This window comes from Rathayibacter sp. VKM Ac-2835 (assembly GCF_013266705.1).
Classification (GTDB): Bacteria; Actinomycetota; Actinomycetes; order Actinomycetales; family Microbacteriaceae; genus Rathayibacter.
The window spans coordinates 1,350,888-1,376,217 of the sequence record NZ_JABSNQ010000001.1 but is presented as its reverse complement, the minus strand read 5'-3'; the positions used below and the strand labels follow the sequence as shown (position 1 = coordinate 1,376,217).

Below are 25,330 nucleotides of genomic sequence, written 5' to 3'. Positions count from 1 at the left end.
GGACGACCTGGCCGGGAGGTATGCGCCGGAACGACGGATCCGGTTGCGGAATGCCCTTGGAGCTGACGTAATGGAGGCACTATGGCCCTCTCCAGCACGGTTTTCGAACGATCCGCCCCCGACTCCGCCGTCGTCGACGCCGCGCTCAGCGGCACCCGGCGCGGCGTGTACTGGCTCGAGGACCCCGACGTGCCGCGCCCCGCCCTCGCGGGCGCCGTGACAGCCGACCTGGTGGTCGTCGGCGGCGGGTACACCGGACTCTGGAGCGCCCTGCGCGCGAAGGAGCGCGACCCCGGCCGCCGCGTGGTGCTGCTCGAGGCCCGCTCGCTCGGCTGGGCCGCCTCCGGCCGCAACGGCGGCTTCGTGGAGTCGAGCCTCACCCACGGCCGCGAGAACGGCCTCGCCCGCTGGCCGGCCGAAGCCGCTCGGCTGGAGGAGCTGGGCGTGCTGAACCTCGACGGCATCGAGGCGGCCGTCGCCCGCTACGGGATGGACTGCGACTTCGAGCGCACCGGCTCGCTCGCGGTCGCGGTGGAGGAGTACCAGGTCGGCCCGCTCGCCGACGGCGACGGCGTCGCGGGCGGCCGCTTCCTCGACACCGCGGAGGTCCGCGCCGTGGTCGACTCGCCGATCTTCCTGGCCGGCCTCGCCGCGCCCGCCGAGCAGTGCGCGCTGGTGCACCCCGGCAAGCTCGTCCGCGAGCTGGCGCGGGTGGCGGAGGAGCTCGGCGTCGAGATCCACGAGGACAGCCGCGTGCTCGGTCTCGAGCGCGACGACGCCGGCGTGCTCGTCCGCACCGCGCACGGCTCCGTGGCGGCGTCCCAGGCGATCCTCGGCACCAGCGCCTTCCCCTCCCTCCTCGCCCGCACCCGCCTGATGACCGTCCCGGTCTACGACCACGTCCTGATGACCGAGCCGCTGGACGCCGCCCAGCTGGCCTCGATCGGCTGGACGGGGCGCGAGGGTCTCAGCGACGTCGCCAACCAGTTCCACTACTACCGCCGCACCGCCGACGACCGGATCCTCTGGGGCGGCTACGACGCCGTCTACCACCCGGGCGGCCGGATCCGCTCCGCCTACGAGGAGCGTCCGGAGACCGATCGCGCGCTCGCCGCGCACTTCCTGACCACCTTCCCGCAGCTCGAGGGCCTGCGCTTCAGCCACCGCTGGGCCGGAGTGATCGACACCAGCACCCGCTTCGCCGCCTTCTACGGCACCGCGCTCGCCGGCCGCGTCGCCTACGCGGCCGGCTACACGGGGCTCGGCGTCGGCACGACCGCCTTCGCGGCCGACGTGCTCCTCGACCTCCTCGACGGCGAGCCGACCGAGCGGACCGAGCTGGAGATGGTGCGCAAGCGCCCGCTGCCGTTCCCGCCCGAGCCCTTCGCCACCGCGGGCATCCAGGCCACCCGCTGGTCGCTCGACCGCGCCGACCACGACGGCGGCCGGCGGAACGCGCTGCTGCGGACGCTGGACGCGCTCGGGCTGGGCTTCGATTCGTGATCGGCCCGGGCTCCTGACGCGCTCCGACTCCTGACCGCGCCGCCCGCCCGGTAGCGTGCTCTGCGGGGGCACCGTCGGGTGCGGGAGGGAAACGGATGCTCGCGTCAGCGCTCGAGGTCCTGCTCGCGGTCGCGGGCGCTGCCGCCGGAGCCGTCCTCGTCGTCAGCGGCGTGCTGAAGCTCGGGCGGACGGAGCGGTTCCGCGCGAGCCTCGCCGCGCTCGGTCTGCCGGCCCGCCTCTCCGCGAGCCCGCTCTTCGCCCGGGCCTTCCCCGTCGTCGAGATCGCGCTCGGGCTGGCGATCCTGCTCGCCCCCGCGCCGCTGCACCGCGGGGCGCTGCTCGGCGCGGTCGCGGTCGACGTCGTCTTCCTCGTCGTCGCGGTCCGCGCGGTCCGCGCCCCGGAGCCGGTCGAGTGCGAGTGCTTCGGCGGCCTCGGCGACGCCCGGATGACCGGCCGCACGGTCGCGCGGAACGCCGTCCTGCTCGCGCTGGCGCTCGCCGGACTCGTCGGGGCCACGGCGCCTGCGGAGCTGCTCGTCCCCGGGGTCCCCGCCCTCCTCGCGGTGCTGCTCGCGCTCGCGCTGGTGCCGGTGCGCGACCGGCTGACGGCGCGGACCCCCGCCACCGACACCCCGACCGACTCCGCCGACCTCGTCCTCCTCACCGCCGCGGGCGAGCCGATCGCCCTCGCCGAGTGGGCCGACCCGCCGACGCACCTCGTCTTCTTCTCGCCGTCCTGCATCTCCTGCCACGAGCTGGTCGAGCGCTTCCGCTGGTGGCCGAACGGCCTGCGCGAGGGCGAGGAGCTGATGCCCGTCTTCCTCGGCGCACCCGCCGACTTCGCCGAGCACGAGGTGTTCGCCCCGCTCGTCGAGCACGCGCTCTACGACCCCGACCGCTCGGTCGCGGCGGCGGTCGGCCGCGGCGCCACCCCGGGCCACGTGCTGCTGGACCCGGCGCACCCCCTCGGCGACGGCTGGTCCAGCGGCTGGTTCGAGATCGAGAAGCGCGTCCTGCGCCCCGACTTCTTCGAGGACGTCCGCCGCGGCGCCGTCGCGCCGGCCCCGGACACCGCCGGACACGAGTGACCGCGCTCCTGGTGGTGCTGGTGCTCGCGCTGGTCGTGATCGCCGGCGCCGCCGTCGTCGGCCCGCGCCTGGGCGTCGCCTCGCCGCTCGTGCTGGTCGGGATCGGCGTGGCCGCGAGCTTCCTCCCCGTGGTCGGCCCGATCGAGATCGAGCCGGAGTGGATCCTGGCCGGGGTCCTCCCGCCGCTGCTCTACTCCTCCGCGGTGTCGATGCCGGCGATGAACTTCCGCCGCGAGTTCGGTGCGATCAGCGGTCTCTCGGTGCTGCTGGTCGTCGGCACCTCGCTGGTGCTCGGCCTGTTCTTCCTGCTGGTCCTGCCGGATCTCGGCTTCGCCTGGGGCGTCGCGCTCGGCGCGATCGTCAGCCCCACGGACGCCGTCGCGACCTCGATCGTCAAGGGCACCTCCGTCTCGCGCCGGGTCGTCGCGATGCTCGACGGCGAGAGCCTGCTCAACGACGCGACGGCCCTGGTGCTGCTGCGCACGGCGATCGCGGCCGCCGCGGCGAGCTTCTCCTTCTGGGGTGCGCTCGGCTCGTTCGGCTACTCCGTGCTCATCGCCACGATCGTCGGCGGTCTCGTCGGCTGGCTGAACCTCGCCGTGCGCCGCCGGGTGCAGGACCCGACGGTCAACACGATCCTGTCCTTCACCGTCCCCTTCCTCGCCTCCGTCCCGGCCGAGCTGCTCGGCGCCTCGGGCCTGGTCGCCGCGGTCGTCGCCGGGATCGTCACCGGCATCCGCGCCCCGCGCGAGCTCTCGCCGCAGAACCGGCTGTCCGACTCGCAGAACTGGCGCACGGTCGAGCTGGTGCTCGAGGGCGCGGTCTTCCTCACCATGGGCCTGCAGGTGCGAGCGATCGTGACGAGCGTCGAGGAGGACCACGCCGGCGTCGGCCCCGCGGTGCTGATCGCGGTGGGCGCGCTCCTGCTCACGGTGCTGGTCCGCGCGGCCTACGTCGCCCCGCTGCTCGGCGTGCTGAAGAGCCGAGGCCGCCTGCGCGAGCGGATGCGCCCGCGCGTCGAGGGCCTGCAGGAGCAGATGGGCACCGAGGAGGGCCGCGAGGAGAGCCTGCAGCGGATCAGCCGGGGCCGCCGCACGCCGACCGCCCGCGATCTCGAGCGCTTCCGCACCCGGCTGACACGGATGCTCGCCGACATGGAGTACTTCGTCCGCGCGCCGCTCGGCTGGCGCGAGGGCACGGCCGTGGTCTGGGCCGGGATGCGCGGTGCCGTCACGGTCGCCGCCGCGCAGACGCTGCCCGAGGACACCCCGCAGCGCTCGGTCCTCGTGCTGATCGCCTTCGCCGTGGCCGCGCTGTCGCTGCTGCTGCAGGGCGGCACGGTCAGTCCGCTGCTGCGCGCGATCGCGCCGGACGTCGACGAGGCGGCCGAGGAGAGGGCCCGCGAGGAGGAGCGCACCCGCGTCTTCGCCCTCCTGCGCACCAGCGCCGAGGCCGTCCAGGAGCCGCCGCCCGCCCCGGACGCGCCGAGGACCGAGGCGTTCCTCCAGGCCCAGCGCCACCGGCTGGCCGTGATCGCGGCGCAGCGCGCGGACCTCCTCGACGCCCGCGACAACGGCACCTTCGACGCCGACGTGCTCGCCTCGGTGCTCGCCGCGCTCGACGCCTCGCAGATCGACCTCGAGATCCGCGCGCGCACCGCCCGCTGACCCCGCGCCGCTCGCGCCGCTCGCGAACAACCCGGTAGCCGCCCGAAACATGAGGGTCGTACGGTGAGCGCATGCGCGCAGAACTGACCCTCGGTGCGGAGGAGGAGCTCCACCTCATCGATCTCGAGTCGAGGCAGCTCTCCCCCCACGCCCCCCAGGTGCTCGCCCGGCTGCCGAAGGAGAGCTTCTCGGCCGAGCTGCAGCGGACCACGGTCGAGACGAACACCGCGGTGGTCGACTCCCTCGACGGGCTGCGCGAGCAGCTGATCTCGCTCCGGCGCGCGGTGATCGACGCCGCGGCGCCCGACGGCATCGGCATCGCCGCGGTCGGCACCGCGCCGCGCTCCGAGCAGACCGACTTCGAGCTCACCAGCACCGGCCGCTACGGCCGGATGCAGGAGCAGTACCGGATGCTGGTGGACGAGCAGCTGATCTGCGGCACCCAGATCCATGTCGGCGTCTCCGACCGCGAGCTCGCGGTGCAGATCGCGCAGCGGATCGCCCGCGATCTGCCGGTGCTGCTCTCCGCCAGCGCGAGCAGCCCCTACTGGAACGGCCAGGACACCGGCTACGCCAGCATCCGCACGATCATCTGGCAGCGCTGGCCGAGCGCCGGCGCGACCGGGCCCCTGGAGTCCGCGGCCGAGTACGACCGCCTCCTCGACGACCTGATCGCCACCGGTGTCATCGCCGACTCGAAGATGGCCTACTTCGACGTCCGGCCCTCCTCGCACGCGCCGACCCTCGAGCTGCGGGTCTGCGACGCGATGCCGATCGTCGACGACGCGGTGCTGATCGCCGGGCTCTTCCGCGGCCTGGTCCGCACCGCCGAGCTCGACATCGAGGCGGGCCGTCCGTTCCGGCACACCCCGCCGCCGATCCAGCGCGCCGCCACCTGGCAGGCCGCGCGCGGCGGTCTCTCCGGCCCGCTGCTCGATCACACCGAGCACCCCCGTCCGGTTCCCGCAGCCGAGGCGCTGCGCAGCCTGATCGCCCGCCTCCAGCCCGCGCTCGACGAGCTCGGCGACCTGGAGCAGGTGCGCGCGCTCGCCGAGGCGCTGATCGCGCGCGGCAACTCCGCCGACCGCCAGCGCGCCGTCCTCGCCGAGCGCGGCACCCTCGACGCCGTGGTCGACGCCGTCGTCGCCGAGACGCACGGCCCGGCGAGCGGACCGATCCTGCCCGCCCCGAGCCTGCGCTCCTACCGCGTGCGCGCCGGCGACGAGGCCGTGGCCACCGGCGGCCGCGCCAGGAGCGCGTACCAGCCGATCCTCGAGCACTTCCGCGGGCTCGGCGCCGAGCGGCTCGCCACCCTGCACGAGTCCCGGGACCGGCTCGTCGAGCAGGCCGGGCTCACCTTCCGCGTCGGCGAGGAGGACCGGCCGTTCCCGGTCGACCTCGTGCCGCGCGTGCTGCAGGCGCACGAGTGGAGCGAGCTCGCCGCCGGGCTCGAGCAGCGCGCCCGCGCCCTCGAGTGCTTCCTCCAGGACGTCTACGGCGAGGGCCGGGCGGTGCGGGCCGGCGTGGTCCGCGATCTGCGCGGTGCGCCGGGCTGGAGCGAGGACGCGGCCCGGCTGCCCGCCGGCACCGTCCGCGGCGCCGTGATGGGCTTCGACCTGGTCCGCAACGAGTTCGGCGGCTGGCGGGTGCTGGAGGACAACCTCCGCAACCCCAGCGGTCTCGCCTACGCGATGGGCATCCGCGCGCTGCTCGACGACGTGCTGCCCGATCTGCCGCGGCCCGCGGGCCTGCTCGACGCGTCGACGGCGCTCGCCGGACTGCGCGCCACCCTCGCCCACGGCGCGAAGGGCGCCGACCCGGTGCTCGGGCTGCTCTCCAGCGGAGCGTCGAGCTCGGCCTGGTTCGAGCACCGCCGCCTGGCCGAGGGCGCGGGGCTCCTGCTGCTCGAGGCGGGCGACCTCGCGGTCGAGGGCGGCCGCGTCCTGGCCGGCGGCACGGTCGTCGACGCGCTCTACCTGCGGCTCGACGTCGAGCTCGCCGACCTCGTCGCGGGCGGGAGGGGGATCGGCCGCGAGATCCTCGACGTCGCGGCGGCCGGAGACGTGTACCTGGCGAACGCGCCCGGCAACGGCGTCGCGGACGACAAGGCGCTCTACTGCGCGGTCCCCGAGCTGATCGGGTACTACCTCGACGAGCGCCCGCTGCTCGAGTCCGTGCCGACCTACCGCCCCGAGGACGAGGCCGAGCGCCGGATCGTGCTCGAGCGGGTCGGCGAGCTGGTCACCAAGCCGGTCGACGGCTACGGCGGCCGGGGAGTGATGATCGGCCCGTCGTCCCCCGCGGCGCGCGTCGCCGAGCGGCGCGCCGAGATCGCGGCGGACCCGGGCGCCTGGGTCGCCCAGGAGGTCGTCCGGCTCTCCTCGCTGCCCGCCTTCTCCGGCACCGACCTGCAGCCGCGGCACATCGACCTCCGCGCCTTCGTCTTCGTCACCGGCACCGGACCCGGCGACGTCCGCCTCGCCGACCTCGCGCTCACCCGCGTCGCGGCCGAGGGCAGCATGATCGTGAACTCCTCGCGCGGCGGCGGCGCGAAGGACACCTGGATCGTCGGAGGCTGAGATGTGCGGCATCGCGGGAGAGATCCGGTTCGACGGCGCGCGCACCGACATCGGCGCCGTCGACCGGATGACCGGCTGCCTCGTGCACCGCGGCCCGGACGGGGACGGGCTCTGGGCGGCGGGCCGCGTGGCGCTCGGGCACCGGCGGCTGGCGATCATCGACCTCTCGGCGGCCGGCGCGCAGCCGATGGTCGACGCCGCACTCGGCCTCACGATCGTCTTCAACGGCTGCATCTACAACCACCGGCAGCTGCGCGTCGAGCTGGAGGGGAAGGGGCACCGCTTCTTCTCGCACTCCGACACCGAGGTGATCGGCAAGGCCTACGCCCAGTGGGGCGAGGACTGCGTCGACCACCTGCTCGGCATGTTCGCCTTCGCGATCGTCGAGCGCGAGTCCGGCCGGGTGGTGCTGGCGCGCGACCGCCTCGGCATCAAGCCGCTCTACCTCGACGAGACCCGCGAGCGGATCCGCTTCGCCTCGACCGTGCAGTCCCTGCTCGCGGCCGGCGGCGTCGACACCTCGATCGACCGCACGGCGCTGATGCTCTACCTGAGCTTCCACTCGGTCGTGCCCGCGCCGCGCACGATCCTCGCCGGGGTCACCAAGCTGCCGCCCGCGACCGTCCGCGTGATCGAGCCCGACGGCACGAGCCGCGAGCGCGTCTACTGGGAGCCGGTGTTCGCCCGCGATCCCGCCCGCGCCGACTGGACCGAGCGCGACTGGCAGGAGGCGCTGCTCGCGTCCTTCCGCACCGCCGTCTCGCGCCGGATGGTCGCCGACGTCCCGGTCGGCGTGCTGCTCTCCGGCGGCATCGACTCCAGCCTGATCGTGGCGCTGCTCGCCGAGGCCGGCCAGACCGGGCTGCAGACCTTCTCGATCGGCTTCGACGCCGCGGGCGGCGAGTCGGGCGACGAGTTCGAGTACTCGAGCCTGGTCGCCGAGCGCTTCGGCACCGACCACCACCGCCTGCCGATCGACTCCGCGCGGCTGCTGCCCGGGATCGACGCCGCGGTCGGCGCGATGAGCGAGCCGATGGTCTCGCACGACGCCGTCGCCTTCCACCTGCTCAGCGAGGACGTCTCGCAGCACGTCAAGGTCGTCCAGTCCGGCCAGGGCGCCGACGAGGTGCTCGGCGGCTACGACTGGTACCCGCCGCTGGCGCGGGTGCCGCGCGAGAACGCCGCCGAGGCGTACGCGGACGTCTTCGTCGACCGCCCCTTCGCCGCGCTGCAGGCCCTGCTGTCGCCCGCTTGGCGCGGGGACGCCGACGCGGCGGCCGCCTTCCTCGCCGAGCGCTTCGCCCGCCCCGGCGCCGACACGGCGGTGGACGCCGCGCTGCGCAACGACACCGCGGTCATGCTCGTCGACGACCCGGTGAAGCGGGTCGACAACATGACCATGGCCTGGGGCCTGGAGGCGCGCGTCCCGTTCCTCGACCACGAGTTCGTCGAGCTCGTCGGCACGATCCCGCCGGAGCTCAAGCTCGCCGACGGCGGCAAGGGGATCCTCAAGCGGGCCGTCCGCGGCATCGTCCCGGACGAGGTGATCGACCGCACCAAGGGCTCCTTCCCGGTGCCCGCGATCCGGCAGCTGGAGGGGCCCTACCTCGAGCGGGTGCGGGCGGCGCTGACCGACCCCGCCGCGCGGCGCCGCGGGATCTTCGATCCGGCGACAGTGGACGCGCTGCTGGCCGACCCGAACGCGACCCGCACCCGCCTGGGCTCGAACGAGCTGTGGCAGCTCGCCCTGCTCGAGATGTGGCTCCAGGAGCACGGCGTCGGCTGACCGGTGCCCGAGGATGGAGGCATGACGTCTCTTCTCACCGATCCGCTGCCGGCCGACCGCCTGGCCGCTGCCGAGGAGCTCGCGCTCGGGCTCGTGCACGCCTGGGGCAGCTGGGGCCCGACGATGACCCCGGACGCCGCCCGCGTCGCCTTCCTCAGCGACCGCGGCGGAGCCCCCGAGGTCTGGGTGCAGGACGTCGTCGTCGGCGCGGAGCCGCCGGAGGCGCGCCGCATCGCCCTCACCGAGGACCCGGTGCTCGAGGTCTCCTGGTCCGCCGACTCCGCCTGGCTGGCCTGCCTCGTCGCGACCGACGGCGGCGTGCGCACTCAGGTCTGGGTCGTGCGGCCCGACGGCACCGACGCCCGCCGCATCGCCGGCTCCCGCGACGCCCACGCCGAGCTCGGGCCGTGGACGCGCAGCGGCCACCACGTCGTCGTCACGATCCCGTCGGCCGAGCCGGAGCAGCCGAGCCGCTCGTTCCTCGTCGACCCGGTGACGGGGGAGCGGAATCCGCTCGTCGACGGCGACCTGATCTCGGTGCTCGACCTCTCGGTGGAGGAGCGCCTCGTCGTGGTCCGCGACGGCCAGCGCGGCCAGCAGTACTGCGTGGTCGTCGACCGGCTGACCGACGAGAACCACGCCCTCCTGCCCGACTCGGGCACCGGCTCGACGGACGTCGCGCTGCTGCGCCCCTCGCCGCTGCACGACACCGAGAGCCCGATGGTCGCCTACCTCGCGACCGACGTCGACCTGCCGCGGCGCCAGCTGGTCGCGATGCCGCTGGGCCCGGACGGCTGGCGCGGCCGGATCCGCCGCCTCGCCGCCCGCGACGACGCCGAGCTCGAGGGGCTGGACGCCGACGACGCCGGCCGGATGCTGATGCTGGTCTGGAACGTCGCGGGCTCGAGCGAGATCGAGCTGCTCGACACCACCACCGGCGAGCGGGTCCCGGTCGCCGGACTGCCGGGGCTGGTGGCCACGACGCCGGTGCTCTCCCGCGACGGCGGCGCCGTGATCCTGGGCGTCGAGGGCCCGGAGCGCCCCCGCGAGCTGTGGCGGCTGGACACGGCGAGCCACGAGTGGTCGCGGATCACCGGGGTGCCGGCGCTCGACGCGCCGCCGCTGATCGTGCCGACGCTCGAGCGCTTCCAGGGCCGCGACGGCCTCGCGCTCTCCGGCTGGCTCTACCGCGCGCCCGGGTCGACGGAGCCCGGAGCGGCCATGCTCAGCCTGCACGGCGGCCCGGAGTCGCAGGAGCGGCCCACCTTCTCGGCGCAGCATCAGGCGGTCGCCGCCGCGGGGATCACGGTCTTCGCGCCGAACGTGCGCGGCTCCTCGGGCTTCGGGCGCGACTTCGTGCACGCCGACGACGTCGAGAAGCGCCGCGGAGCCTTCGACGACGTCCTCGCCGCCGGCGCGCACCTCGTCGATGCCGGGATCGCCGACCCGGCGCGCATCGCCGTCACCGGCCGCTCCTACGGCGGCTACCTCACCCTCGCGTCGCTGGCCTTCTCGCCCGGTGTCTTCGCCGCCGGCGTCGACATCTGCGGCATGTCGCACCTGCAGACCTTCTACCGCGACACCGAGCCGTGGATCGCCTCGGCCGCCGTCACCAAGTACGGGCACCCCGAGCACGACGCGGAGCTGCTGGAGGAGCTGTCGCCGCTGACCGCGGCCGACGCGATCGACGTGCCGCTGCTGGTGGTGCACGGCGAGCTCGACACCAACGTGCCGCTCGGCGAGGCCCGGCAGATCGTCGCGGCGCTCGAGGAGCTCGGCCGCCCGGTCCGCTACCTGCAGCTGGACGGCGAGGGCCACGAGTACCGCCGCGCCGACTCGAAGGAGGCGCTGCTGCGCGAGCTGCTGCAGTTCCTCACCGAGGCCCTCGCCGTCCGCTGACCGCCGCGTCCCGAGCGGCGACGCCCCCTCTCCTGCTGGTCGAGCAGTCCCGCAGGGGCGTCTCGAGACCCGGAGATCAGCGCGTCTCGAACTCCTGGCGGAGGGTCCCGTGGATCGGGTGCGCGGGGTCGTCGCCGACGGCGCGCGCCGGGTCGTCGATCTCGACGGAGCGGGTCAGCGCGGGGGCCGCGTCGCCGCCGATCATCTCCGAGGTGCCGTCGAGCAGCTCCTCGGCGATCCGGCTGGAGAGCCCGCTCCGCTCGCCCGGACCGGGATCGGTCATCGCGTCGACCGGCGCGGCCAGCGCCGCCTCGAGGCCCGTCGGCTCGACGCCCGCCTCCGGCTCGTGCTCGATCCGCCGCACGCCGTCGTGCTGTGACCGGGACCCGTCTGGCATGGTCGCTCCTCGTCCGTCTCGTCGCGGCAGCGGGGGCAGGGCGCTCCCGCCGCTGCCCCGAGCGTAGATCACGGCGTGTCCGATCGAGGGGTCAGTCGAGCAGGAGCCAGGAGTGCGCCTCGACCTGCACGCCGCCGACGCTCGCGGCGCGGTCGCCGAGGTTCAGCGCGAGCCGGGCGCTCTCGCCGTCCGGCCCCTCGGCCACCAGCAGCACGGCGGTGTTCGACAGATCGACGCTCGTGGTGCGCGCGGCGACGAGCCACGGGTGCCTGCGGCGGAACGCGATGACCTCCTGGTGCACGCGGTAGGCGTCGTTCCGCGGCCACTCGCCCGGGTCGGCCGGGAACTCGGGCCGGATCGCGTCGTCGCCGCCGACGCGCTCCTCCTTCACGCCCTCGAGGCCGCGCTCGTCGCCCGAGTAGACGCTCGGCACGCCGCCGACGAAGCCGAGGATCGCGACCGCGTGGCCGTGGTGGCGCGGATCCGTGATTGCGCTGGCGAGCCGGGTCACGTCGTGGTTGCCGACGAAGGTCAGCGGCACGAACGTCTCGAGGAACTCCGCGTGGCGCTGCAGCGTCCAGTCGAGCTCGAAGAGGTTGCCCTCCTCGATCGAGCTGCGCACCGACTTCCACAGCTCGTACTGGGTGACGGAGTCGAGCCCCGACTCCCGCACGTAGCCGGCGTAGTCGCCGTGGATGACCTCGCCGACGAACCACGCCTCGGGGAAGCGCTCGCGCACCGGGTCGATCGCGGCGCGCCAGGAGGAGGGGTCCACCGCGTAGGCGGCGTCCAGGCGCCAGCCGTCGATGCCGCGCTCGAGCCAGTGGCTCATCACCGCGGAGACGTGCGCCGCCACCTCGGGGTTCGCGGTGTCGAGCTCGACGAGCGCCTCGTGCCCCTCGAAGACGTCGACCGGCAGGCCGTCGACCTCGCGCGCCGCGCCCGTCCGGCGGAACCGCGCGGCGGCGGGGGAGTCCTCGCCCGCCGCGACGGCCTCGCGCCACCACGGGTGCTCGCGGCCCACGTGGTTGAAGACACCGTCGAAGACGAGGCGGATGCCGCGCTCGCGGCAGGCGGCGATCAGCGCGTCGAGGTCGTGCTCGTCGCCCAGGCGCGGATCGACGCGGAAGTGGTCGACCGTGTCGTAGCCGTGCGTCATCGAGGCGAAGACCGGCCCGAGCAGCAGGCCGTTGCAGCCGAGCGCGAGCAGGTCGTCCAGCCAGGGCAGCAGCCGGCGGAGGCGGTGCTGCGGCTCGTCGCCGGCCCCGGGTCCGTCGGCCGAGGTCGCCTCGGCCCCCAGGAACGCGAGCGGATGGATCTGCCACCAGATCGCCGTCGAGATCCAGCCGTCCGTCGTCGTCTCCGCCATCGCGGCCGCCTCTCCCGGCGAGCTCGGGCGCGCGCCGTCGGCGAGTGTAGCGACGGCCCCTGACACCGCCTCCCAGCCGCTCCCGGAGGCTCCACGGGGTGCCGATCGGCGTGTTTCCGGGCTTCTCACCGCGCGAATCGCCGCCGATCCGGGATCGGGCTGGTAGGTTACGGACGGTCCGACCGGTCGACGGGGTCCGCCCCCGACCGCTGGACGACACACAACCACCAGCTGTTCTCAACAGCGCGAACGTCCTGGGAGGACACTCCAATGGCTGACAAGTCGCTCAACCGCACCGAGCTCGTCGCGAAGATCGCCGCCGACTCCGGCCAGAGCCAGGCCGCCGTCAACGGCGTCCTCGACTCGCTCTTCTCGACCCTCGCCGACTCCGTCTCCAACGACGTGAAGGTCACCATCCCGGGCTGGATCGCCGTCGAGCGCACGTCCCGCGCCGCGCGCACCGGCCGCAACCCGCAGACCGGCGAGACCATCCAGATCGCCGCCGGCCACTCGGTCAAGGTCTCGGCCGGCACCAAGCTCAAGGCCGCTGCCAAGTAGTCACGGCTCAGCACGCTCTGCGAGGGCTCCGGCGATCCGCCGGGGCCTTCGTCGTTCCTCCGGGGTTCGCCGGACCGGCCGCCCCTCAGCCGCGAGAACGTAGGCTTGCCGGGTGAATCGAACCGTCCGGATCGCGGGCCCGGCGCTCCTGCTCGTGGTCGCCGCCCTCGTCGCGCTCCTGGCGGCGCTCGCGTTCGGCGGCGGCTCGGCCGCACCGCTCCTGAACGACCCGGGACCCGTCGTCCGCTTCGGCCTCCCGGTCGCCAAGCTCGCCGTCAACCTCGGCGCCGCCGGCATGATCGGCGCCCTCGTCCTCACGCTCTTCGCGCTGAGCCCCCGCGCGGTCGCCGCGCGGAAGGGCGCCCCCGCCGACGCGGAGCCGCGCACCGAGTACACGATCGCCCTCGACGTGGCCGCCGCGAGCGCCGCGTTCTTCGCCGCCGCCTCCGCGCTGACCGGCTTCTTCACCTTCCTCAACGTCACCCAGACGCCGCTGAGCTTCGACCGCGACTTCGGCACCAAGCTCAGCTACTTCATCGGCAGCATCCCGGTCGGCCAGGCCTGGCTGATCACCACGCTCCTCGCCGCCGTCGTCACGGTGCTCTGCTTCGCGGTGCGCAATCAGACCGCGCTCGTCTTCGTGACCGCGATCGCGCTGCTGACACTGCTGCCGATGGCGCAGCAGGGCCACGCGGCCGGAGCGAGCGGCCACGACGCCGCCGTCACCGCCCTCGGCCTGCACCTGGTCTTCGCCGCGATCTGGCTCGGCGGGCTGGTCACGATCGTCGTGCTGCGCCCGCTGCTCGGCGGCGCGCGCCTGCTGCCCGTGATCGGGCGCTACTCGAGCCTCGCGCTCGTCAGCTTCATCGTGGTCGCCGCCTCGGGCTACATCAGCGCCGAGCTGCGGCTGGCGACCCTCGGCAACCTGCTCACCGGCTACGGCGTGCTCGTGCTGGTCAAGGTCGCGGCGCTGACCGCCCTCGGCGTCTTCGGGCTCGTCCAGCGCCGGTTCCTCATCGCGCGGATGCGCAGCGCCGGCGGAGCGGGCGGGCGCAGCTTCTGGTGGCTGGTCGCCGCCGAGGTCGCCTTCATGGGCGTCGCCTCCGGCGTCGCCGCCGCCCTCGCCCGCACCGCGACGCCGGTCGACCAGGTCGCCGCGACCGAGCTGACGAACCCGACCCCCGCGGAGCTGCTCACCGGCGAGCCGCTGCCGCCCGCACCGTCCGCGCTCAACTTCCTCACCCTTTGGAACGTCGACCTGGTCTGGCTGCTGGTCTGCGGCTTCGGCATCGCCTTCTACGTCGCCGGCGTCGTGCGCCTGCACCGCCGCGGCGACCGCTGGCCCGTGCACCGCACCGTGCTCTGGATCGCAGGCATGCTGCTGCTGGCCTACATCACCAACGGCGGTGTCAACGCCTACGAGAAGTACCTGTTCAGCGCGCACATGCTCGCGCACATGGTCCTGACGATGGCGGTGCCGGTGCTGCTCGTGCCGGCCGCTCCAGTGACGCTGATCGCGCGCGCCACCGCGAGGCGCACCGACGGCTCCCGCGGCGGCCGCGAGTGGGTCCTGCTCGCCGTGCACTCGCGCTTCGCCACCGCGATCTCGCACCCGATCGTCGCCGCGCTGCTCTTCGTCGGCTCGCTCTGGGGCTTCTACTACTCGCCGCTGTTCCGCTGGGCGACGACGGACCACATCGGCCACGAGTGGATGATCGTGCACTTCCTGATCACGGGCTACCTCTTCGTGAGCGTCCTGATCGGCGTCGACCCGAGCGTGCACCGCGTGCCGTACCCGATGCGCCTGCTGCTGCTGCTGGGCACGATGGCGTTCCACGCCTTCTTCGGCCTCGCCCTGATGACGGGCGAGGGCCTCCTGCTCGCCGACTGGTACGGCGCGATGGGCTGGGGCACGAACGCCCTCGTCGACCAGCAGGCGGCCGGCGGCATCGCCTGGAGCATCGGCGAGATCCCCACGCTCGCGCTCGCGATCATCGTCGCGGTGATGTGGAGCCGGTCGGACGCGCGCGACTCCAAGCGGCTCGACCGCCAGGCCGACCGCACCGGCGAGGCCGAGCTCTCGGCGTACAACGACCGCCTCGCGGCGCTGCAGAAGCGCGGCTGATCCGAGCCGTTCCCGTCCGGCCGGACGTCCTGCGACAGCCCGGAGCGGGCTCCGCCGGCGCTTCCTAGGCTGACCGCTGCCGCACGACCTCGCCCGCTCCCCGCGGGCTCGAGGCGGCGCGCTGCGAGAAGGGGAACGCATGATCGAGGCACGAGGCCTGACCAAGAAGTACGGGGCGAAGACCGCCGTCGACGGGATCGACTTCACCGTCGAGCCCGGGAGGGTCACCGGATTCCTGGGGCCGAACGGCGCCGGCAAGTCGACGACGATGCGGATGATCGTCGGTCTCGACCGGCCGTCCGCCGGCTCGGTCACGGTGAACGGCCGCCCCTACCGCGAGCACGAGGCGCCGCTCGCCGAGGTCGGCGCCCTGCTCGACGCGAAGGCGACTCACCGGGGCCGCTCGCTCCGCGACCACCTGCGCGTGATCGCCGCGACGCACCGCATCCCGCGCTCCCGGGTGGAGGAGGTCATCGAGGTCGTCGGCCTCGGCAGCGTCGCCCGCAAGCGCGTCGGCGGCTTCTCGCTCGGCATGGGGCAGCGCGTGGGCATCGCGACCGCGCTCCTCGGCGACCCGCGGACCCTCCTGCTCGACGAGCCGGTCAACGGCCTCGACCCGGAGGGGGTCCGCTGGGTCCGCGACTTCGTCCGGGCGAAGGCGGCGGAGGGCTGCTGCGTGCTGCTCTCCTCGCACCTGATGAGCGAGATGGCGCAGACCGCCGACCACATCATCGTCCTCGGCCGGGGCCGGATCCTCGCGGACGCACCCCTCGCCGACTTCCTCGCCGAGGCGCGGCCGCGCGTGCGCGTCGAGAGCCCGGACTCGGTGCGCTTCGCCGAGCTCCTCGCCGTCCGCGGCGCGGCGGTCGCCGTCGTCGCCGGCGGGATCGAGGTCGAGGGCCTCGGGGCCCCGGTGATCGGCGCCCTCGCCGCCGAGTCGGGGGTCGTCCTGCACGCCCTCACCGCGCTGACGCGCTCGCTCGAGGAGGCGTACGTCGCGATGACCGCCGACTCCGTCGAGTACCACGCCGCCCAGCCCGCCGGATCCCAGCCCCTCGAAGGAGCCTCCCGATGACCGCCACCGCCCCGGGCACCGCCCGTGCCGACACCGCGCCCGTCCGGCTCCGCCTGGACGGCGTCGTCCTCTCCGAGCTGCTCAAGCTCGTCACCGTCCGCTCGACCTGGTGGTCGATCGTCGTCTCCGCCGCGCTCGCGCTCGCGCTGGCGCTGGCGCTCGGCGCCGTCGCCTCCCCGGAGCCGGGGGTCTCCGCGTCCACGCTCGCGGCCGGCGGCTCGACGATCCAGCTGCAGTTCGTCGGTCTGGTCATCGCCGTCCTCGGCGCGCTGTCGCTCGGCGGCGAGTACTCCACCGGGATGATCCGCTCGACCTACACCGCCGTGCCGCGCCGGATCCCGTCGCTCCTCGCCCGCGGAGTCGTCGTGGCCGTCGCCTCCTTCCTGGTGGGCGTGCTCACCTGCGTCGGCTCGTTCGCGGTGATCGCACCGCTGCTCACGGCGAAGGGCGCGCAGGTGTCGCTGCTCGACGACGGGGTGATCGGGAGCCTGCTGGGCGGGGCCTTCTCGCTGGCCGTCATCGGCGCCTTCGCGGTCGGGGTGGCGGCGCTGCTGCGCAGCACTGCCGCCGCCATCGGCGTCTCGGTCGGCGTGCTCTTCGTTCTGCCGCTGCTCGCGACCATCGCGGGCGGGCTGCTGCAGGCGCCGTGGATCGCCGACGTCAGCCCCTACCTGCTCTCGAACCTCGGGCTGGCGCTGTCGAGCGTCCCGAGCGAGGGCTCCGGCGTGGAGTCGATCAGCACGACGTCCGCCGTGCTCGCCTGCGGCGTCTGGCTCCTCGCCGTCTGGGTCCCGGCGCTGCTGGTCACCCGCGTCCGCGACGTCTGACCGCCCGGGTCGGCCGGGTGCGGCGGTCGGCTGGGTACAGTGGAGCGGTGACCCAGCCGACCCTCTCCGACGAGCAGCAGCGGGTGTTCGACCTCATCGAGAACACCCGCGAGCACCTCTTCGTCACGGGCCGCGCCGGCACCGGCAAGTCGACCCTGCTCAACCACCTGAGCTGGAACACCGACAAGCAGATCGTCATCTGCGCGCCGACCGGGGTCGCCGCCCTCAACGTCGGCGGGCAGACGATCCACTCGCTCTTCCGGCTCCCGATCGGCGTCATCGCCGACTCGGACCTCGATCAGCCGCCCGAGCTGCGCAAGCTCCTCAACACCATCGACACCCTCGTCATCGACGAGATCTCGATGGTCAACGCGGACCTCCTCGACGGCATCGACCGCAGCCTCCGCCAGGCCCGGCAGCGCCGGTCCGAGCCGTTCGGCGGCGTCCAGGTCGTCCTCTTCGGCGACCCGTTCCAGCTCGCCCCCGTGCCGGGCGACCCGGAGGAGCGCGCCTACTTCGCCGACCGCTACCGCTCGCTCTGGTTCTTCGACGCGCTGGTCTGGCAGGAGGCGCCGCTGCGGATCATCGAGCTCGGGAGGATCCACCGGCAGAGCGACGAGCGCTTCAAGTGGATGCTCAACGCGGTGCGCTTCGGGATGGTGACCAAGGAGATCGCCGACGTCCTGAACGCCGCCGGCGCGCGCACTCCGCCCGGGAACGACGCGATCACCCTGGCGACCCGCAACGACACCGTCAACCGGATCAACCAGACCGCCCTGGCGCGGCTCAAGGGCCCGGTGAAGACGGCCTCGGCTGAGATCAGCGGCGACTTCGGCGGTCGCGCCTACCCCGCCGATCAGAACCTCGAGCTCAAGATCGGCGCGCACGTGATGTTCCTGCGCAACGACGCCGAGCAGCGCTGGGTCAACGGCACGATCGGCCGCGTGACCAAGGTCGCCGGCACGGTCTGGGTCGAGGTGGACGGCGAGGTGCACGAGGTCGAGCCCGCCACCTGGGAGCGCTACCGCTACTCCTACTCCGCCGCGACCAAGAAGCTGACCCGCGAGATCGTGGCCGAGTTCGCGCAGTTCCCGCTCCGCCTGGCCTGGGCGGTCACGATCCACAAGTCGCAGGGCAAGACCTACGACGCCGCGGTGGTCGACCTCGGCTCGCGGGCGTTCGCACCCGGTCAGACCTACGTCGCGCTCAGCCGCATCACCAGCCTCGAGGGGCTCTACCTCACCCGTCCGCTGCGGCCGAGCGACATCATCGTCGACAAGGACGTGCTGCGCTTCATGTCCGAGCGCCGCGCCGAGCCGGCCGCGGTCGCCGAGGCCGGGACCGCCTCCGCCTGAGCCGTCGGGCGGACCCTCCGCGGTCCGTCAGGCCGCGGCGCGGGAGCGGGCGAGGTCGCGGAAGAGCTCGGTCGTCAGCCGGTAGGCCTCGGCCACCTCGGCGATCACGCGGTCGCGCTCGTCGTCGTCCCAGCCGGCGGCGTCGAGCTGCTCGCGGTAGACCGCTCGGAACGCGGACGGCGTCGCGATCTCGCCGTAGAGGTAGAAGCCCACGCCGTTCGTCTCGAAGCCGAAGCGCCGCTGCAGCAGAGCGCGCACGATCGCGCAGCCGGAGAGGTCTCCGAGGTAGCGCGTGTAGTGGTGCGCGACGAAGCCGCCGCTCCAGCCGCTCGCGACGGTGCGGATCCGCTCGACGTAGGCCGCCGTCGAGGGGAGCGGGCTGATCCGCGAGCGCCAGTCCTCGCCGACCAGGAAGCGCAGGTCCTCCGCGATCGCCGGCATGCGGGTGAGCTTGGCCGAGATGAACGGGGCGGCGACCGGGTCGCCCGCCATCTCCTCGGCCACGGCCTCGAGCGCCTCGTAGACGAAGTAGTGCTGCGCGATCATCGCGACGTAGTCGTCGCGGCTGCCGGACCCCGTCATCAGCGCCGTCATGAAGGCCGAGACCTCGTCGTCGGCGCCGGACTGGCCCAGGCGCGCGCGGAGGGCCTGCGAGAACGGGACGACGTTCGAGACCTTCGGCACGGCGGCCTCCTTCGGGCGTCTTAGGCTGCCCTTACCTTAGCCTGCGGGCACCGCCGTGGCCAGGACCGGTCTCAGTGCGAGTGCCCGCCGTCGGTGACCGTCGTCATCATGCCGCCCATGTCGTGCGAGCCCTCCGAGGACGCCGACAGCGCCGGCGTCGCGAGGGCGGAGACGAGCAGCGCGCCGGCGAAGAGGCCGAGGACCGCGCGCGGCGCTGACACGGGCGGCTCGGCGGTGCGCCGCGAGCGCAGGGTCGCCGCGACGACCGCGGCGGCGACGAGCTGCAGGGCGCCGGCCGCGAGGGCGGGCAGCGGATCGCGGAGCAGACCGGCGGCGATCGCCAGGACGAATCCCGCGACGGTCGTGCCGGTGACGGCGAGCGCGATCCGCGGGACGACGATCCGACCACGGGCGAGGACGACGACACCCCAGATCAGCTCGGCGACGCCGAGGGCGGCGATCGGCAGGGCCGCCGCATCGAGCTGTCCGGCGGCGAGCGAGAGGTGCACGAGACCGGCGCCGAGTCCTGCGAAGGCGGCGTTGCCGCGGGCGACGGTGCTCATCCCGGTCTCCGATCGTGGTGCATGCCTCGGGCGCGGCCCGAGAGAAGGGAAGAGGCCCCGGATCGACACACCGCATCGTGTCGTCCGGGGCCGTTCGGTCCGTCCGCCGCGGAAAACGGCGGGCCCACGGCGGACGGAGTGCAGGGGGAGCGGACGGATCCGCTCCGGGTCAGGCGGTCGCGGTGCGCGCCCGGGCGCCCTTGTCGGCGGTGAGCCCGACTCCGAGGAGGACGAGCGCGCTGGCGAGGTGCAGGAAGTGGTCGGCCGTGTTCAGCGCGAGCACATTGAGCGCGGTGTCGACCAGGAAGAAGCCCACGACGCCGAGGGCGAGGTAGACCGCGCCGACGGTGGTGTTCACGGTCTTGGCCGCCGACGTGGTGGAGAGGCCCGCGATGAGCAGTGCCCCGCCGATCAGCAGGTGAGCGATGTTGTGCAGCGGATTGACCTCGAAGATCCCGAGGAGCAGTCCGCCCTCGGTGGCGAGGAACTGGACGCCGCCCGTGACGACGAAGCCGAGCAGTCCGACGACGACGTACACCGCGCCGAAGAGCGTGGCGAGCAGTCGATTCGGTGATGTGCGCATGGTCCCTGATCTCCCTTCGAGCAGCGTCTCTTCGCCGCTTGCCTTCTCTTCGTAGCAGCCGCTCAGACGGTTTGGAAAAGGGGTGGCCGGATTCGGGAGGACGTGGTTGCGAGGGTCACGGTCGGGACACGAAAGCCGTCCAGCGCGCCTCCCGCCGCGTCCTCCGCCGGATCGCGCCCGTACAGTGGGGGCGTTCCAGCACACGTCTTCGGGGGGAGTCGAACGGCATGATCGGTGGCCGCAGGTCGATCCGGGTCGGAGCTCTCGTCGTGCCCGCCCTGCTCCTCGCCCTCACCGGCTGCACCGGCGGCACCAGCTCCGTCGTCCCCGACGCACCGCCCGGTCCCGTGCCCGACGATCTGGCGATCGCCCTGTCCGGCTTCCTCGTCGAGGCGCAGAGCGTCGCGGGTGCCTCCGGCGTGGTCGCCGGGGTCTGGTCGCCCTGGGCCGGCGGCTGGGAGACGGCGATCGGCACGATCGGCGACGAGGCGAACACCCCGGTGACCACCGACGCGCACGTGCGGCTCGGCACCGGCGGCACCGAGGCGATGACCTGCGACGTCGTCGTCGCGCTCGCCGAGAAGGGCACCCTCGATCTCGACGCCGACGTCGGCGGCACTCTCACCTCGCTGCCCGGGATCGAGGGGATGACCCTCCGCCAGCTCTGCTCGCACACGTCCGGGCTCGCGGACTTCCGCTCCATCCTCTGGCCGACCGTCGTGCAGAACCCCGCTCGCGAGTGGCCCACGCTGGAGCTGATCTCGGCCGCGCAGGTGAGCGCGCCGATCGCCGAGCCGGGGACCGCCTGGTCCGAGTCCTCGACCGGCCCGCTCCTCGCCGGTGTCGTGGCCTCCCAGGCGACGGGCCTCAGCATGCAGTCGCTCTACGACGAGTACGTCGTGCCGCGCTACGGACTGGGCAGCACCCGGCTCCCCGGCGACTCCGAGCTCGAGCTCCCCGCCCCGGCGATGCTCGGCTTCTCCGCGGCCCTCGATCCGCGCTCCGGAGCCGTCCAGTGCGAGGTCCGCCGCGACCTGTCCGCCGCGTCGCCCTCCTCGCTCGGCGCGGCCGGTGGCGCCGTCACCGACCTCGAGGACCTGCGCCGCCTCGCGCAGGGTCTCGCGACCGAGCCCGCGGGCGACGCGATGTGGGCCGATCCCGTGCCGCAGGGTCAGGGGCGCGCGGAGTGGCTCCTCGCCGGCCTCGGCGGCCACCAGGCCGGTCCGCTCCGCGGCTTCTCCGGTATCGCGCCCGGCTTCCTCACCGCCGCCTACTCCGACCCCGAGTCGGGACTGACGGTCGCGGTCGCGTTCAACAGCTCGACGGCGGGCGAGGGCTTCGTCGCCACGACCGCGCGCGCCCTCGCGGCGATCGCGGTCGAGCAGGGCGCGGCGACCGGCGCCGCGGGCCTGCCGCAGCTGCCGTGGACGGCGGACGGCGAGCGCGGTGCGGTCCAGGGCGCGCAGCCCCGCTGCTGAGCGGTCCTACCCTGGACCCATGCCCATCACTCCCGATACCAAGGACTGGACCTGGGTGCTCGAGCGCCCCTGCCTCGAGTGCGGCTTCGACGCCTCGCTCGTCGAGTCCGACGCCGTCCCCGCGCTGATCCGCCAGAACGCCGCCGCCTGGCCCTACGTCCTCGAGCGCGAGGACGCCGCGGGGCGCCCCGACGACGAGACCTGGTCGCCGCTGGAGTACGCCGCGCACGTGCGCGACGTGCACCGGATCTACCGGATGCGCCTCGGGCTGATGCTCGAGGGCGACGACCCGCTCTTCCCCAACTGGGACCAGGACGTGGCGGCGACCGAAGAGCGCTACGACCAGCAGGATCCGGCCGTCGTCGGCCGCGAGCTCGTCGAGGAGGCGGGCCGCATCAGCGACGTCTTCGAGGGCGTCACCGGCCGGCAGTGGCAGCGCCCGGGGCGGCGCAGCGACGGCGCCTCCTTCACGGTCGAGACGATCGCGAAGTACTACCTGCACGACGTGCAGCACCACCTGCACGACGTCGAGGGCTGACGCCGCGCGGAGCCGGGGCCGGCGTCAGCAGTCGATGAGCTGCGGGTTGAGGAACGAGAGCGTCCGCGCGTAGGCGAGCGCCGCGGCGGCCGGGCTCACCGACTCCCGCAGGGTGGCATTGGCGAAGTGCCGCTCCGTGTCCGGGTAGGTGTGCGCGGTGACGGGGGTGCCCGCCTCCTTCAGGCGGCCGACGAACGACTCCGGGTCGTCGCCCTCGGGCCACTCGTCGCTCTGCGCGTAGTGCAGCAGGGTCGGGCAGGGGACGAGCACGTGCTCCTCCCGGCCGAGAGTGGTGTAGTAGGCCACGACCGCGTCGACGAGACCGGTCGCGGCGACCAGCAGCGCCAGCCGACCGCCGAAGCCGAAGCCGACGATGGCCGAGCGCGCGGCACCGGCCGCGGATCCGGTGCGCACCGCGTCGGCGACGGAGGCGAGTGCGCGGTCCTGCGCGGCCATCGCGGCGAGGTCGCGCGCGTCCTCCGGGGCGAGCGTGGCCCAGCCGTCGTAGAGGTCGGGGACGAGCACGTGGTACCCGTGCTTCGAGACGGCCTCGGCGAACGGCTCGAGCCAGGGCAGCCGGCCGAAGACGTCGTGCAGGATCACCACGACCGGGCGGCCGGGGTGCCCGTACTCGAGGGCGATGCCCGGAGACGGGATCTGGACGAGCTCGCTCACCCCTCCACCCTGCACCGTCGGGCGGGCGGATCCGCGTGTTCGCACCGATCCGCCCGGCGTGTCGCAGCGCCGGCTCACCTCTGGACGGTGAAGCCCTGCTCCGCGCCGTACTCCTCGAGCTCGGCCTCCCAGTCGAGCAGCCCGTCCTGGAGGGTCGTCCCGTCGGTGTAGGCGGTGCCGACGGAGTCGTTGAAGACCCCCGCGGCGTAGACCTGGTAGGGCAGGAACCGGACGTCGTCGGGGGCGTTCTCCGACGCGGTCGCGTACTCCCGGTTGACGGCCTGCCCGCCGAAGTACTCGTTCGGCTCGTCGAGGAACCCGGGGGCCTCGGTCGCGGCGCGGTGCGCGGGCCAGAGCCCGGAGTCGCGGAGGACGTCGACGCCCTCGCCCGCGGTGGCGAAGGTCAGGAAGTCGACGGCGAGCTCCTTGCTGTCGCTGCTCTCCAGCACCGAGAAGCCGCCGCCGCCGTGCTCCGCCGCCACGCTCTCGCCCGGCTCCCACTGCGGCAGCTGCGCCACGCGCCACTCGCCGGCGGAGTCGGGGGCGCTCTGCGCCAGCGCGGAGGCCATCCAGCTGCCGGCCGGCAGCGTCGCGATCCGGTCCGCCGCGAGCATCCTCCGCCACTCGTCGCTCCAGTCCGCGACCGGCGCGAGCAGACCGCCGTCGAGGAGCCGCTGCCAGTTCTCCGCGTACCGAGCGGTGCCGGGGTCGGCGAGATCGATCGCGACCTCGGAGCCGCTCCCCGAGAACGGCCGGCCGCCCGCCTGCTGGATCAGACTCGTGGCCAGGCCGGCGTTGCCGACGTCATTGAGGATGTGCACCTCCGGATCCGCCGCGTGCAGCTGCTCCGCCGCGCTGACGTACTCCGTCCAGGTGGTGGGCACCGCCACGCCGAGCCGCTCGAAGAGGGCTCGGTTGTAGAACAGCACCATCGGCCCGGACGCCCACGGCAGCCCGTAGACCGTGCCGTCGAGCTGCGACGCCGCCCACGGACCGGGCGCGAACTCGTCGGACAGCGCGTCGGCCCCGAGCGGCCCGAGGTCGGCCAGAGCACCGGACAGGGCGAACTGGGGGAGCGCGGTGGCGTCGAGGAAGGCGACGTCGGGGCTGCCCGATCCGGCCGCGATCACGTTCTGCAGCGCGGTGTACTGCTCGTCCCCGGTGCCGACGTCGACCACCTCGATCTCGACCCCGGGATGCTCCTCCTCGTAGAGCTCCGCGACCTCCGGCAGCTGGTCGTCCCAGCTCCAGACCAGCAGGGAGTCGTCCCGGGGTGCCGCTGCGCCGGCGCAGCCGCCGAGGGTGACGGCGAGCGCGGCGGCGGCCAGCGCTGCCACGGGGCGAGAGGGGCTCCGGTGGGTCATCGTCGTCCTTCACTCGATCGGGATGCCGTCCCGGAAGGGGGAGGCCGTCGTCGATCCTACGAGAAGGTCGGCGAAGATGGTTGCCTTACCATTCCCTCATGTCTGCCGATGATGTGCACGACCCGATTCCCCCGCCCGACTTCCTCGAGGAGCTCCTGGACGAGCTGCGGCGGAAGAGGAGCCACTATGGGGACATGACCGACGTTCCGCGCCGCCCCTCGCTGGCCGACGTGGCGCGCCTCGCGGGCGTCGCGCCCGTCACCGCCTCCCGGGTCGCGAACGGGCAGACCAACGTCGTGCCGGCGACGCGGCAGGTCGTGCTGGAGGCGATGCGCACCCTCGGCTATCGGCCCAACAGCGCCGCGCGCGCCCTGAAGAGCGGTTCGTTCCGCACCCTCGGGGTCGCCGTCTTCAGCCTGGACACCCTGGGCATGATGCGGACCGTGGACTCGATCGCCTCCGCGGCGGCGGAGGCGGGTTACGCGATCACGCTCGTCCCGGTCTCCGCACCCAGCCAGACCGGGCTCAACGGCGCCTTCACTCGGTTCGGCGAGCTGGCGGTGGACGGCCTCATCGTCGTCGTGGAGACGTACCTGCGCGACACGGCGCAGCTGACCCTCCCCGAGATCCCGCGCGTGCTCGTCAACGCGGCCGCCGGTGCCCAGGGGCCCGTGGTCGACGCCGATCAGGCGGGCGGCGTCCGGGCCGCGGTCGAGCACCTCCTCGGGCTCGGGCACCGCACGGTGCACCACATCGCCGGCCCCCGCGGCTCCTTCGCGGCCGAGCGCCGCGAGACGGCGTGGCGGGAGGCGCTCCTCGCGGCGGGTGCGCCCGTGCCGCCCACGCGCTACAGCAACTGGCGCTCCGACGGCGGGTACCTGCAGGGCGCCGCCCTGGCCGAGAGCGGCGACTGCACCGCGGTGCTCGTCTCCAGCGACGAGGCCGCTCTGGGCGTCTACCGGGCGTTCGCGGAGCACGGTCTGCGGATCCCCGAGGACGTCAGCGTGGTGGGCTTCAACGACATCCCGGAGGCGCAGGACTTCTCGCCGCCGCTGACGACGATCCGGCAGGACTACCGCGCGGTCGGCGCGAAGTGCGTCGAGCTGCTGCTGGAGCAGCTCGCGAACGGGGTGAGCGACGAGCCCGTCGTCGAGCTGGTGCCGACCTCGCTGATCGTGCGGGCGAGCACCGCGCCGCCCGCGACGCGCTAGGCCGCC

21 protein-coding genes are annotated in these 25,330 nt (G+C 73.9%); 14 read left to right on the top strand and 7 right to left on the bottom strand.

All coding sequences use genetic code 11. The features are described 5' to 3' along the window. The first annotated feature begins 81 nt into the window (after positions 1-81). The 6 genes from HRK28_RS06490 to HRK28_RS06465 all read left to right on the top strand — a co-directional run bounded on the left by HRK28_RS06490 (position 82) and on the right by HRK28_RS06465 (position 10,522). Positions 82-1,503, top strand: coding sequence for an FAD-binding oxidoreductase (locus HRK28_RS06490; RefSeq protein WP_173250746.1), 1,422 nt, complete (start codon positions 82-84; stop codon positions 1,501-1,503). 95 nt (positions 1,504-1,598) lie between these two features. Further along, complete coding sequence (locus HRK28_RS06485) at positions 1,599-2,591, top strand: MauE/DoxX family redox-associated membrane protein (protein ID WP_160087235.1); 993 nt, start codon at positions 1,599-1,601, stop codon at positions 2,589-2,591. Next, on the top strand, positions 2,588-4,258 hold the full coding sequence (locus tag HRK28_RS06480; RefSeq protein ID WP_173250745.1) for a sodium:proton antiporter: 1,671 nt from the start codon (positions 2,588-2,590) through the stop codon (positions 4,256-4,258). The genes HRK28_RS06485 and HRK28_RS06480 overlap by 4 nt, the downstream gene beginning before the upstream one ends. A gap of 71 nt (positions 4,259-4,329) precedes the next feature. Beyond that, positions 4,330-6,837 carry a glutamate--cysteine ligase gene (locus tag HRK28_RS06475; protein ID WP_160087239.1) on the top strand — a complete coding sequence of 836 codons (2,508 nt, stop codon included), beginning with the start codon at positions 4,330-4,332 and terminating at the stop codon, positions 6,835-6,837. 1 nt (position 6,838) lies between these two features. Further along, the gene (locus HRK28_RS06470) at positions 6,839-8,623 is read left to right on the top strand and encodes an N-acetylglutaminylglutamine amidotransferase (protein WP_173250744.1); all 1,785 of its coding nucleotides are present in this window, start codon (positions 6,839-6,841) and stop codon (positions 8,621-8,623) included. Positions 8,624-8,644: 21 nt separating this feature from the next. Beyond that, the gene (locus HRK28_RS06465; protein ID WP_173250743.1) at positions 8,645-10,522 is read left to right on the top strand and encodes a S9 family peptidase; all 1,878 of its coding nucleotides are present in this window, start codon (positions 8,645-8,647) and stop codon (positions 10,520-10,522) included. 76 nt (positions 10,523-10,598) lie between these two features. Here HRK28_RS06465 and HRK28_RS06460 read toward each other — a convergent pair whose 3' ends face one another. Together HRK28_RS06460 and HRK28_RS06455 are read right to left on the bottom strand one after the other, a co-directional pair. After that, positions 10,599-10,919: a hypothetical protein gene (locus tag HRK28_RS06460; protein ID WP_160087245.1), complete on the bottom strand. Its 321-nt coding sequence runs from the start codon at positions 10,917-10,919 to the stop codon at positions 10,599-10,601. 91 nt (positions 10,920-11,010) lie between these two features. After that, positions 11,011-12,288 carry an alpha-amylase family glycosyl hydrolase gene (locus HRK28_RS06455; protein WP_160087247.1) on the bottom strand — a complete coding sequence of 426 codons (1,278 nt, stop codon included), beginning with the start codon at positions 12,286-12,288 and terminating at the stop codon, positions 11,011-11,013. A gap of 270 nt (positions 12,289-12,558) precedes the next feature. Between HRK28_RS06455 and HRK28_RS06450 the strand changes: the two genes are divergently transcribed. From HRK28_RS06450 to HRK28_RS06430, 5 genes are all read left to right on the top strand, one after another. Further along, entirely contained in the window at positions 12,559-12,846 is a 288-nt protein-coding gene (locus tag HRK28_RS06450; protein ID WP_055786347.1) for an HU family DNA-binding protein, read from the top strand. Between the two features lie 112 nt (positions 12,847-12,958). Continuing rightward, positions 12,959-14,971 (top strand): cytochrome c oxidase assembly protein, encoded by a 2,013-nt coding sequence (locus HRK28_RS06445; RefSeq protein ID WP_208543735.1) that lies wholly within the window; start codon positions 12,959-12,961, stop codon positions 14,969-14,971. A gap of 139 nt (positions 14,972-15,110) precedes the next feature. After that, positions 15,111-16,046, top strand: coding sequence for an ABC transporter ATP-binding protein (locus HRK28_RS06440; protein WP_173250742.1), 936 nt, complete (start codon positions 15,111-15,113; stop codon positions 16,044-16,046). Then, positions 16,043-16,873, top strand: coding sequence for a hypothetical protein (locus HRK28_RS06435; protein ID WP_160087251.1), 831 nt, complete (start codon positions 16,043-16,045; stop codon positions 16,871-16,873). The genes HRK28_RS06440 and HRK28_RS06435 overlap by 4 nt, the downstream gene beginning before the upstream one ends. 47 nt (positions 16,874-16,920) lie before the next feature. Further along, positions 16,921-18,228 (top strand): ATP-dependent RecD-like DNA helicase, encoded by a 1,308-nt coding sequence (locus HRK28_RS06430; protein WP_160087253.1) that lies wholly within the window; start codon positions 16,921-16,923, stop codon positions 18,226-18,228. A gap of 27 nt (positions 18,229-18,255) precedes the next feature. On the opposite strand, the gene HRK28_RS06425 is transcribed toward HRK28_RS06430, so the two are convergent. The 3 genes from HRK28_RS06425 to HRK28_RS06415 form a co-directional block, all read right to left on the bottom strand. Next, positions 18,256-18,912, bottom strand: a complete 657-nt coding sequence (locus tag HRK28_RS06425) for a heme oxygenase (biliverdin-producing) (protein ID WP_160087255.1) — start codon at positions 18,910-18,912, stop codon at positions 18,256-18,258. A gap of 71 nt (positions 18,913-18,983) precedes the next feature. Then, the gene (locus tag HRK28_RS06420) at positions 18,984-19,475 is read right to left on the bottom strand and encodes a hypothetical protein (RefSeq protein WP_173250741.1); all 492 of its coding nucleotides are present in this window, start codon (positions 19,473-19,475) and stop codon (positions 18,984-18,986) included. A gap of 169 nt (positions 19,476-19,644) precedes the next feature. Beyond that, a complete protein-coding gene (locus HRK28_RS06415; RefSeq protein ID WP_160087259.1) occupies positions 19,645-20,058 on the bottom strand; it encodes a DUF4383 domain-containing protein in 414 nt (137 codons plus the stop codon). 269 nt (positions 20,059-20,327) lie between these two features. Between HRK28_RS06415 and HRK28_RS06410 the strand changes: the two genes are divergently transcribed. Further along, on the top strand, positions 20,328-21,536 hold the full coding sequence (locus HRK28_RS06410) for a serine hydrolase domain-containing protein (protein ID WP_173250740.1): 1,209 nt from the start codon (positions 20,328-20,330) through the stop codon (positions 21,534-21,536). A 19-nt stretch (positions 21,537-21,555) separates the two neighbouring features. Further along, a complete protein-coding gene (locus HRK28_RS06405; RefSeq protein ID WP_160087263.1) occupies positions 21,556-22,074 on the top strand; it encodes a DinB family protein in 519 nt (172 codons plus the stop codon). Between the two features lie 24 nt (positions 22,075-22,098). On the opposite strand, the gene HRK28_RS06400 is transcribed toward HRK28_RS06405, so the two are convergent. Both HRK28_RS06400 and HRK28_RS06395 read right to left on the bottom strand, forming a co-directional pair. Beyond that, positions 22,099-22,749 (bottom strand): dienelactone hydrolase family protein, encoded by a 651-nt coding sequence (locus HRK28_RS06400; RefSeq protein WP_173250739.1) that lies wholly within the window; start codon positions 22,747-22,749, stop codon positions 22,099-22,101. 74 nt (positions 22,750-22,823) lie between these two features. Beyond that, entirely contained in the window at positions 22,824-24,113 is a 1,290-nt protein-coding gene (locus HRK28_RS06395; protein ID WP_160087267.1) for a sugar ABC transporter substrate-binding protein, read from the bottom strand. A gap of 98 nt (positions 24,114-24,211) precedes the next feature. On the opposite strand from HRK28_RS06395, the gene HRK28_RS06390 reads away from it, so the two are divergent. Next, on the top strand, positions 24,212-25,324 hold the full coding sequence (locus tag HRK28_RS06390) for a LacI family DNA-binding transcriptional regulator (protein WP_254304501.1): 1,113 nt from the start codon (positions 24,212-24,214) through the stop codon (positions 25,322-25,324). Positions 25,325-25,330 lie beyond the last annotated feature (6 nt).

Coding starts and splice junctions, on each gene's coding strand:
- HRK28_RS06490 (WP_173250746.1), top strand. CDS start 82: ATGGCCCTCTCCAGCACGGTTTTCGAACGATCCGCCCCCGACTCCGCC.
- HRK28_RS06485 (WP_160087235.1), top strand. CDS start 1,599: ATGCTCGCGTCAGCGCTCGAGGTCCTGCTCGCGGTCGCGGGCGCTGCC.
- HRK28_RS06475 (WP_160087239.1), top strand. CDS start 4,330: ATGCGCGCAGAACTGACCCTCGGTGCGGAGGAGGAGCTCCACCTCATC.
- HRK28_RS06470 (WP_173250744.1), top strand. CDS start 6,839: ATGTGCGGCATCGCGGGAGAGATCCGGTTCGACGGCGCGCGCACCGAC.
- HRK28_RS06465 (WP_173250743.1), top strand. CDS start 8,645: ATGACGTCTCTTCTCACCGATCCGCTGCCGGCCGACCGCCTGGCCGCT.
- HRK28_RS06460 (WP_160087245.1), bottom strand. CDS start 10,919: ATGCCAGACGGGTCCCGGTCACAGCACGACGGCGTGCGGCGGATCGAG.
- HRK28_RS06455 (WP_160087247.1), bottom strand. CDS start 12,288: ATGGCGGAGACGACGACGGACGGCTGGATCTCGACGGCGATCTGGTGG.
- HRK28_RS06450 (WP_055786347.1), top strand. CDS start 12,559: ATGGCTGACAAGTCGCTCAACCGCACCGAGCTCGTCGCGAAGATCGCC.
- HRK28_RS06440 (WP_173250742.1), top strand. CDS start 15,111: ATGATCGAGGCACGAGGCCTGACCAAGAAGTACGGGGCGAAGACCGCC.
- HRK28_RS06435 (WP_160087251.1), top strand. CDS start 16,043: ATGACCGCCACCGCCCCGGGCACCGCCCGTGCCGACACCGCGCCCGTC.
- HRK28_RS06420 (WP_173250741.1), bottom strand. CDS start 19,475: ATGAGCACCGTCGCCCGCGGCAACGCCGCCTTCGCAGGACTCGGCGCC.
- HRK28_RS06415 (WP_160087259.1), bottom strand. CDS start 20,058: ATGCGCACATCACCGAATCGACTGCTCGCCACGCTCTTCGGCGCGGTG.
- HRK28_RS06405 (WP_160087263.1), top strand. CDS start 21,556: ATGCCCATCACTCCCGATACCAAGGACTGGACCTGGGTGCTCGAGCGC.
- HRK28_RS06395 (WP_160087267.1), bottom strand. CDS start 24,113: ATGACCCACCGGAGCCCCTCTCGCCCCGTGGCAGCGCTGGCCGCCGCC.
- HRK28_RS06390 (WP_254304501.1), top strand. CDS start 24,212: ATGTCTGCCGATGATGTGCACGACCCGATTCCCCCGCCCGACTTCCTC.